At 62.9% G+C, this 8,281-nt stretch carries 9 protein-coding genes; 6 read left to right on the top strand and 3 right to left on the bottom strand.

Going from position 1 to position 8,281, the window contains the following annotated elements; all coding sequences use genetic code 11:
* Window positions 1–3 precede the first annotated feature (3 nt).
* Window positions 4–804, top strand: coding sequence for an ATP-binding protein (locus AAFP30_RS14955; RefSeq protein ID WP_419230740.1), 801 nt, complete (start codon window positions 4–6; stop codon window positions 802–804).
* A gap of 417 nt (window positions 805–1,221) precedes the next feature.
* Here the strand turns inward: AAFP30_RS14955 and AAFP30_RS14950 are convergent, their stop codons facing one another.
* Window positions 1,222–2,208 (bottom strand): LacI family DNA-binding transcriptional regulator, encoded by a 987-nt coding sequence (locus AAFP30_RS14950; RefSeq protein WP_419230707.1) that lies wholly within the window; start codon window positions 2,206–2,208, stop codon window positions 1,222–1,224.
* A gap of 128 nt (window positions 2,209–2,336) precedes the next feature.
* Here AAFP30_RS14950 and AAFP30_RS14945 point away from each other — a divergent pair, with 128 nt between their 5' ends.
* A complete protein-coding gene (locus AAFP30_RS14945) occupies window positions 2,337–3,614 on the top strand; it encodes an MFS transporter (protein WP_419230706.1) in 1,278 nt (425 codons plus the stop codon).
* Window positions 3,615–3,641: 27 nt separating this feature from the next.
* On the top strand, window positions 3,642–4,499 hold the full coding sequence (locus tag AAFP30_RS14940; RefSeq protein WP_419230705.1) for an alpha/beta fold hydrolase: 858 nt from the start codon (window positions 3,642–3,644) through the stop codon (window positions 4,497–4,499).
* Window positions 4,500–4,679: 180 nt separating this feature from the next.
* On the opposite strand, the gene AAFP30_RS14935 is transcribed toward AAFP30_RS14940, so the two are convergent.
* Window positions 4,680–5,219 carry a TetR/AcrR family transcriptional regulator gene (locus AAFP30_RS14935; RefSeq protein WP_419230739.1) on the bottom strand — a complete coding sequence of 180 codons (540 nt, stop codon included), beginning with the start codon at window positions 5,217–5,219 and terminating at the stop codon, window positions 4,680–4,682.
* A 365-nt stretch (window positions 5,220–5,584) separates the two neighbouring features.
* Here AAFP30_RS14935 and AAFP30_RS14930 point away from each other — a divergent pair, with 365 nt between their 5' ends.
* Both AAFP30_RS14930 and AAFP30_RS14925 read left to right on the top strand, forming a co-directional pair.
* The gene (locus tag AAFP30_RS14930) at window positions 5,585–6,373 is read left to right on the top strand and encodes a hypothetical protein (protein WP_419230704.1); all 789 of its coding nucleotides are present in this window, start codon (window positions 5,585–5,587) and stop codon (window positions 6,371–6,373) included.
* An 84-nt stretch (window positions 6,374–6,457) separates the two neighbouring features.
* A complete protein-coding gene (locus AAFP30_RS14925) occupies window positions 6,458–7,216 on the top strand; it encodes a hypothetical protein (RefSeq protein WP_419230703.1) in 759 nt (252 codons plus the stop codon).
* Here AAFP30_RS14925 and AAFP30_RS14920 read toward each other — a convergent pair.
* Window positions 7,213–7,593: a LysR substrate-binding domain-containing protein gene (locus tag AAFP30_RS14920; protein ID WP_419230702.1), complete on the bottom strand. Its 381-nt coding sequence runs from the start codon at window positions 7,591–7,593 to the stop codon at window positions 7,213–7,215. The two genes, AAFP30_RS14925 and AAFP30_RS14920, sit on opposite strands and share 4 nt — an antisense overlap.
* 139 nt (window positions 7,594–7,732) lie before the next feature.
* Here AAFP30_RS14920 and AAFP30_RS14915 point away from each other — a divergent pair, with 139 nt between their 5' ends.
* Window positions 7,733–8,251, top strand: a complete 519-nt coding sequence (locus AAFP30_RS14915; protein ID WP_419230701.1) for a hypothetical protein — start codon at window positions 7,733–7,735, stop codon at window positions 8,249–8,251.
* The last annotated feature ends 30 nt before the right edge of the window (window positions 8,252–8,281 follow it).

The raw sequence follows: 8,281 nt of genomic DNA, 5'->3' as shown, positions 1-8,281 counted from the left end.
CAAATTCCGAATCATGCCCCGACAACCGCCCTAACCTGCGCAAACACGCCGCAAGATTCTCACGAACCGCGATCTACGGCTGTAGTACTAGCCGACACCCTGCCCCAACGCGCCGCCCTGGCACGCCAACACAAGACCTCACACCTGACGTTCCTACAGCAGTTGCTCGCCGACGAGGTCTCGCGCCGCGAGTCCAGCTCCGCCGCGCGGCGCTCGGCGAAAGCCGGACTCGACCCCGCCATGAGGATCGACACCTGGTGCGCGGCAGACGATTTACGCTACGACCGCACCCTGCTCGAGGATCTCACCACCCTGCGGTTCATCGACGCCGGCCACTCGGCGATCCTCCTCGGCCCAGTCGGAGTAGGCAAAACACACTTGGCAAATGCATTGGGCCACATGGCTATCGGCCGCCGCAAAACCGTACTGTTCGCCCGCGCGGACAAACTGTTCCACCGCCTCAAAGCCGCCCGCCTCGACAACAGTGTCGACGCTGAACTACGCCGCATCACCGCCGTCGACGTCCTGGTCATCGACGACTTCGCACTTCGCCCGCTCGACGCGACCGAAACCAACGACTTCTACGAACTCGTCGTCGAACGACATCAAGCCAAGACCACGATCGTCACCTCGAACCGGGAACCTGCTGAGTGGCTGACAATGACCGCCGACGCGCTGCTCGCCCAATCAGCCATCGACCGCCTCACCTCACGCGCCCACACCCTGGTCATCGAAGGCCCGTCCTACCGACAGCGACACCGCCCCGGACTTGACCGACCAGACCCGGCGGAGCATCCTCAGTAGCGCGCCAAGGTGGTCCCATGCTCGTGGCAATCCAGGTGGTCCCATAGCGGTGGCAAATGACAATTCTCGCTCAATTTGTCGGGAGCGGATGTTCTAGTTCATATTTCAAATGAAATATTCGAGTGGAATCCAAAGGTATCGGCAATCTGTATTGGCTTCGAATAATTATGCTATTTGGGGCGCTGCGAAAGTCCGATAAAACATGAGAGTCTGCAGGTCACGGTGCTGCGCTACTCTCGGTTTAATTCGGATCGGACAGGAGAAAAAGAAGAAGATTGATTCACAGTGCCCTCCACCCGGAAGCCGCGAACATCTTCAGGGCTCGCAAAGACGAGGACGACGTCGGTACCCGAGATCACCTTCCATCGGCACCAGACTGACGCGTTCGAGATCGCTAACCGGCGTAGTCGTGTCCGCTCATACCGATTCGCGGGCAACGATTCTGAAGGTGTCGTGATCGGTCGGCTGTCGCAACGCGGTGGGCAGGTCGCGGCCGAGAAGTTCCACGACTGCGCACGCAAGCCGTCGCGCCGCCGCGGCCAGATTCATCGAAATCGTTGTCAGCGCAGGCACACTGAGCTCGGCGATGGGCAGGTTGTCGATGCCCATCACCGCCAGGTCGCCGGGCACGCTGATGCTCTGGTCGCGGCACTGCGCGATAATGCGCAGCGCGGTGAGGTCATTGAAGGCCGCAATCGCGGTGACCCCGGTGCGGTGCCAATCGTCGATAGCCGACGCCGCCGATGCTCGATCGCCCACTGGCGTTTCGATGATCGGCGGCAGGCCCTGTTCGCCGCCCGCCTCGCGGGCTCCGTCCAGTCGTGGCCGACAGAAGGGGGCTTCGCGGCGGTCGGTGCTCGCGCCGTAGGCGATGCACCGGTGCCCGGCCGCCGCGAGGTAGCGGACCTGCATGCGTCCGAGTTCGCGCTGATCAATGCCGATGAGGTCGTCACTGTCGTGGCCGAGGATGTCCTCGATCAGTCCGATTCCCGCGTGCCGGATCGCATCAGCGTCCGCGGAACTCAGCTGCCCAAAGGTGACGATGACCGCCGGATGGACCTGCCTCCAGAGCTCGGCGAGAGGATGACGATTGCCGGCCAGGTGAAGATACACACAGGTCAACGATGCCTCGGCCAGTGAGCGACTCAGTTCGACCTTGAACTCCTCGGTCTCCTGGGAGATTGACAGATCCGGCAGTAGGCACAGCACCACCTCGCTGCTGCCCATGCGCAGCGACCGCGCCGCAGCCGAGGGCACGTAGCCCAACGCGGCGGCGGTGGCGAGCACGTGATCGCGGGTATCGGTCGAGATGCCCTGATCGTCACGGCCGTTGAAAACGAAGCTCACTGTCGTCTGCGATACCCCGGCGGCTCGCGCCACATCCTTGCTGGTCACCCGTTTCACGCCGCGACCTTTCTGCGATTGCCTATTGCCCACTGCCGTATCAGTACCGTACAGTCCCCATCACCTAATACGTATTAGGTGATGGGGGTCACCCTCGTCCTACTCGTCGACAGACACCACGGAGAGCCATGACTGAAGCGCTGATCAATACGGAGTCGGCGGTCTCACCGCTGACCGACCGGGTGCCCCTGCGGCGTCTGCTGGCCCTACTGCTGCCGGCGACGACCGCCATGTACGGTCTGTTTCAGGGCATCCAGCAGATCCTGCTGCCCGCCCAGATCGAACACATCGACCCGGCGAGCAAGGTCGGCAACCTGGCGCTGCTGACCACTCTCGCGGCGATCGCATCGATGATCGCGTTGCCGGTCGGCGGTGCTGTCTCGGACCGGACTCGGTCTCGATTTGGCCGCCGCACGCCGTGGATCGTGATCATGTCGGCGTGCTCGGCAGTCCTCATGGTCGCGATGGGCCTGAGCACCAGCCTGCCGGCACTGGCGTTGAGCTACATGGCGCTGTGGTTTGTCGCCAACTTCTACCAGGGCGCGATCTCGGCGATCCTGCCCGACCGTGTCCCCGTCGACCGGCGTGGTGTCGCCTCGGCTGTGATCGGTCTGGGCACACCGTTGGGCATCTTGTTCGCCGTCAACCTGGTTAGTCGCGTCAGCCAGGTCGCAGGCTACGCGATCGTCGGAGGTCTGTTTCTCGCGGCGAGCCTGCTGCTCGTGGCGGGCGCACCGGAAGGGTCCTCACGCGAGTTTGCCCGCAGCGCGGTAGACCCGTCAACAGGTCGTCGGCGCGACACCGTCGCCGCATTCTTCGCCGCGTTCGGGGCGCGGGATTTCCGGTTCGCGTTCTTCAGCCGTGCGGCCCTGTTCCTCTCCTATTTCACGGTCAGCGGTTACCTCTTTTACACCATGCAGGACTACATCGGCGCCCAGAACCTGCCCGGCGGCAACGTCGCCATCGCGGTGAGCACCCTGTCGACGATCTCGGTGGTCACCTGGACCGTGATCGCCACCGCCGCCGGCTGGTTGGCCGATCGACTCGATCGGCGCAAACTGTTCGTCGGTGTCAGTGCGGCCGGCATGGGCCTGTCGATGCTCGTGCCGATTCTGATGCCGACCTGGCCCGGCATGATCATCTACTCCATCTTGTCGGGAGCTTTTGTCGGGATCTACTTTGCCGTCGACCTCGCCGTGATGTCACTGGTGTTGCCCGACAAAGCCAATGAGGGCCGCGACTTCGGCATCCTGGCGGTCGCCACCGGATTGCCCCAGATCCTGTCCTCGGTGATCGCCGGAGCGTTGATCACCTGGCTCGGGGGCTACATCGCGCTGTACTGCTTCGGCGCAGTATGTGCGGTGATCTCCGGCGTCCTGATCATGCGTGTCCGATCCGTTCGTTGATCCACTACCCTCAGAAAAGGAAATACCATGTCCAACAACGTCATCCGTACCGACTCGGGCGTGCGCATCGCCTATGACACGTTCGGGGATCCCACCGACCCGCCGATGCTGCTGATCCAGGGGCTCGGGGCCCACTATCTAGGCTGGCATCACGAACTCTGCGAACTACTCGCCGACGCAGGCTACTATGTCCTCCGGCACGACAATCGTGATATCGGTCTGTCCGACAAGTTTCCTTACGGCGGCTACAACCTCGCCGACATGGCTGCCGACAGCGTCGGATTGCTCAGCGCCCTCGATATCACCTCGGCGCACATTGTCGGGCAATCGATGGGTGGCATGATCGCCCAGCAGATCGCCATCTCCCACCCCGACCGGGTGCGCTCCCTGGCCCTGATCTACACCGCCGCCAACACCGCACACATCCGCAGTGACGTCGCTGCCGAACGCGCAGATCTTCCCGACGCCAGCACCAGAACCGAAGCTGTTGCCCGCTACCTACTCAACGAATCACCCTGCGCGTCAGCCCAATACCCGCATGACGAAGATTGGCTCCGCCGCCTAGGTTCGGAGATGTTCGACCGCGACAATGACCTCGACGCCACCGACCGCCAATACGCGGCCATCGCCTCGTCACCGGACCGTCTCGACGACCTGCGGCATGTCGGCATTCCGACCGCCATCATCCACGGCAGCGAGGACCGCCTCATTGATCCCTCCGCCGCCCACGAGTTGCACGCGACCCTGCCGACCTCAACACTGACCATCTACCCTGGAATGGGTCACTCACTCCCCCGGCCGCTGTGGCGGGATATCGTGAACACCATCAGCGGCAACGCTTTTGCATCCGTGTCCAGCGAAGCGGTCGGTGCGACCCACCGCTGAGGCGTCCGCCCAATCGATCTCCACCGGAATGTGAACCGCGCCCGTCTGTCCCGGAGGGACGGACGAGGCGCGGTTTCGCCGGCAGGGTGAAGGCCGCGCTCGACAAGGTCACTCTGCGCCGATGACGTCCGCAGAAAGGTTCCGGTTTCTACCTGGGCGTCTCGGCGGGTGTCGGCTCGATCAGCTGGGTGGGGCGCTGATGCCGACTCCGTCGAGGACGAGGTCGACCAGGGCGGCGGCGAAGTGCGTGTCGAAGGGTTCTCGGACGATCAATGCGCGGAACTGCAGTGGGGCGATGAGGGTTTCAAGGATCAGTTGCGGATCGGCGTCCGCGGCGATCTCCCCACGGGCGATGGCCCGCTCGATGATGGGGCGAGTCCGGGCTAGTCGTGTGCTCCAGAACTCGAGTCGCACTGCGGCCCAGCGGGAGTCGTCGCCACCGGCGGCGAGAACCTGGTTGAGTGCGCGCCCTCGGTCGGTGGAGAGGTAGGCGATGATCTCGGTGACCAGCGCGGTCAGGTCTGTGCGCACCGCTCCGGTGTCGGGCACCGGAATCAGCATTTCGCTGTTGTCGAGCAAGGTCTCGACGATCAGGGCATCGCGGGTGCCCCAACGGCGATAGATCGATGATTCGTGGACACCGGAGCGTGTGGCGACGTCGGCGATGGAAAACTCGGCCATGCCCTTGTCGGCCATGACAGTCAACGTCGCCTCGATCACTGCTTGCCGTACCCGTGCTGATCGGCCGCCCGTGCGGCGTCGTGGTGTGTCTGTCAATGCCTCACCCCTCGCAGTGCCGACTTCACGGCCGTACACACGCGGCCACTAACACGACTGATACTTGCGTTTGATCGTAAACGCGCATGTCAGGACGGCGCAACCGGCACATCGGCAACTCTTGCGCTTTGTGACTCGCGTCTCTATAGTCGCATTAACGCGTGACGTGCTCGCATTAGTCACAACCGGCCTGGGACAGATCGACGAGGGTCGGTGCCCGCAATTACTGGACCCGCGCCTCACCTACGCGCCCACAGAGACAGAATCGCCACCCTGGGTGTGCATTACCCAGCATCCAAGGAGCATAAATGGTCACTACCAACGACATTCAGGCATTCATCAGCGGTGACGAAATTGCCACCGCCGAACTCAGGCGGTGGGAGGCCAAGCGCACCAGGACGGTGCTGAAGAAATTCCGCAGGCGTTTGGGCATTCAGGGTATGGCCGAAGTGCTCGCGGATCGCACGATCGACGATGTTCTGAGTCAGCCTCTGACCACACAGCGATCCACGCTGGCCGCCATGAAGGTTCGTCTTGGCGCGGGCGGAGTGCATGCGATGCTCAAGAACGAGCTCGTGATGTCGGAACGGATTGCGCGAATGACGGTTGCGATGAGCAAGGGCCGAACGAGGCACAGCGTTGTGCGGCTGCGGGTCCCGGGGTATTCGGCCGAGCACTTCGCGTCGTGGTTCAGCGCGCTGGCGGAGTCCTCCGACGAGAACGGACTCAGCGCATGCCCTGACCACTACCTCCTGCGCGGGTTGGGCGGCGGCCGGCAGGAAGTCATCGAAACCACCGGTGGCAGCCCGACCGCCACTCGATTCGTCGTCGACTACAGCGATGTCGACGGATTGACCGTGCCCATCGATCCGGCATATCCAATCCAGCTCGCCGGGCGCGCCTTGCTCGACGATGGGTGTGCCGTTGGCGGAGTGCGCCACCAGTTCCGCGACCACGACGGCGCACTCGAAGCACTGCTCACCGTCGAGTTCCCGGGCCGCTTCCCATCGACATACGTTGCGGCACACCGATGGCACCTCGCAGTCGAGTTCAGTAACTGGATTGTCGCTGCCTCAGACAGTGCCGTCGCTGTCTGACCGCGAGCACAATCTCAGTCGGTCCCGACACATGTACTCGAATGGTGATTTGTGAGCGAACGACCGGAGAAAGCGGAAACCCCAATGAGCTTGGACGCCAAGGAAGTTACCGACCGGATCGCCGCGTCGTGGCGTGGCGCGACGACCGACGACCTGCGTCGCCGGCGACTCGCGGCGCGCGCCGCCCTCGAGGCGGCAGGCACCCTGGACTTCAAACCGGTCAGCTCGGCCAAGTGGGTCGACATCACGATTCGTCAGGGTCGGGTGCGGGTGCAGATCGAGCACGATGTCATCCGTGGTGTCACACCCGAGATGATCAAGTGGTGGTTCCAAAACCTCGCCCGGACCACCACCTGGAATGGCGTCGACTTCAGTGGCCCGGAGGTCAGTTTCTATCACCTGTGGCATCACCGCGATCATATTGCCGTGACGCCTCTGACTTCGGTTGACGGACAGACTAATTCGGGGTTTCAGGTCGGCGCGCTGTCACGCATCGATGAGCAGTTCAACGATTATCGCGACCGGATTCATCAACCCATGCTCACCACCAGGCTCGACGACGAGGAATTCTCGTTCGATATCCAGGCCAACGGTCGCACCGCGGGCACGATCATCCACCGGTATCACGAGGAGAAGGGCGGGGTCCGTTTCTACGCCGAGACACTGATCGGACTCGACCCCTCCCCCGCAGGAGTAATCTTCAACCACGCCATCCGACCATTCGTCTACCGCAAAAGCTCTGCCGAGCACTGGATTCGCCACAATATCGAAGAGACCGGGCGAACCCAGGACATCCTGCCGGTGCTCTACGACGCCCATCGTGATGAGTACCAGTTGACCTAGTCCGACGCCGCATCGACGTGTGTCGTGGCTGCGGCCACCAAGGCTTGCGCGGGCGGGGTGAGGTGGCCGGTGCGGCTCACAAGAGCCACGTGGAGATTGGTCTCGGGATCGATGTGGTGGAGGGTGGCGCCCATCTGTTCGGCCATCTGCGCCCACGACGACGGCATCACCGCATCGCCGATCCCGTCCAGAACTATTGGCAGGATCGAGGTTCGGTGCGCGATCTCAGCCGCGATGGTCACGTCGACATCACTGGCGAGCACATCGGCGACGAGCGCACGTATGAGCGAGCCTCGTTGCGAAACAATCAGCCGCAGACCCCTCAAGCTGGTCGGGCTGCACTGTCGCCGGCACGGGTGATCGGGCCTACAGTGCACTGTATGGCGTCGCAACGATCCATAGCCCTTGCCGCTGACAGCGGCTCAACCAGGGGCGCCCGTTGATTCTGCCGGCCACCTTCGACCACGGCGCATACAACGAATCCTCTCCGCCGCCTCAGCTCGGTGAGACCGCGGCATGGCGGCTGTTCTGGAACCATGGATACGCCACACAGTGGAAAGTCTTCGACCGGATTGGCGATTCGAAGCGGATCTACGCCCCGCCGATATTGTGCAGCCACCGAAGCTCATCGGTGAGAAGCATCAGCGGCTGAGGGCAATCGCGCGCCGTGGCCCGGTTCAAATCGATTGCCAGGTATACGGTTACGTCCCTGAGACGCTGACTCTCACCGGTGCCGTACACATAACAGGCCGGCCACCCGTCGGCAGTGCGACAGCTCGCGCCGAATCCCATCCGGTGATCGCAACCGTCGTACGTCTCCAACTGGTTTCGATTGTCGTCGATCACCGACCAAGCGCCAACATCGATAACCCCGACCCCCGGGTCATGTTCACCAGGCCGGAACCGATTGCCGGCACCGAATGGTTCTACGAACTGGCCCAACCACCCGAGACGCTTCACTGGTACCGACCGCGCGAAGGCGAAACAGGACTGCTTCGCCAAGAACTCTTGCTCGTTGACCTCGATACCGAGTAGCTGCGCAGCAGCACCGACAGTATTCAGACT

The organism is Gordonia sp. CPCC 205515, assembly GCF_048537925.1.
In the GTDB taxonomy this organism is placed as follows: Bacteria; Actinomycetota; Actinomycetes; order Mycobacteriales; family Mycobacteriaceae; genus Gordonia.
This window is presented reverse-complemented; position numbering and strand designations above follow the sequence as displayed.

Bases quoted from the DNA above. Each gene is read 5' to 3' on its own strand.
- AAFP30_RS14945 (WP_419230706.1), top strand. From the start codon at position 2,337: ATGACTGAAGCGCTGATCAATACGGAGTCGGCGGTCTCACCGCTGACC.
- AAFP30_RS14940 (WP_419230705.1), top strand. From the start codon at position 3,642: ATGTCCAACAACGTCATCCGTACCGACTCGGGCGTGCGCATCGCCTAT.
- AAFP30_RS14930 (WP_419230704.1), top strand. From the start codon at position 5,585: ATGGTCACTACCAACGACATTCAGGCATTCATCAGCGGTGACGAAATT.
- AAFP30_RS14925 (WP_419230703.1), top strand. From the start codon at position 6,458: ATGAGCTTGGACGCCAAGGAAGTTACCGACCGGATCGCCGCGTCGTGG.
- AAFP30_RS14915 (WP_419230701.1), top strand. From the start codon at position 7,733: ATGGCGGCTGTTCTGGAACCATGGATACGCCACACAGTGGAAAGTCTT.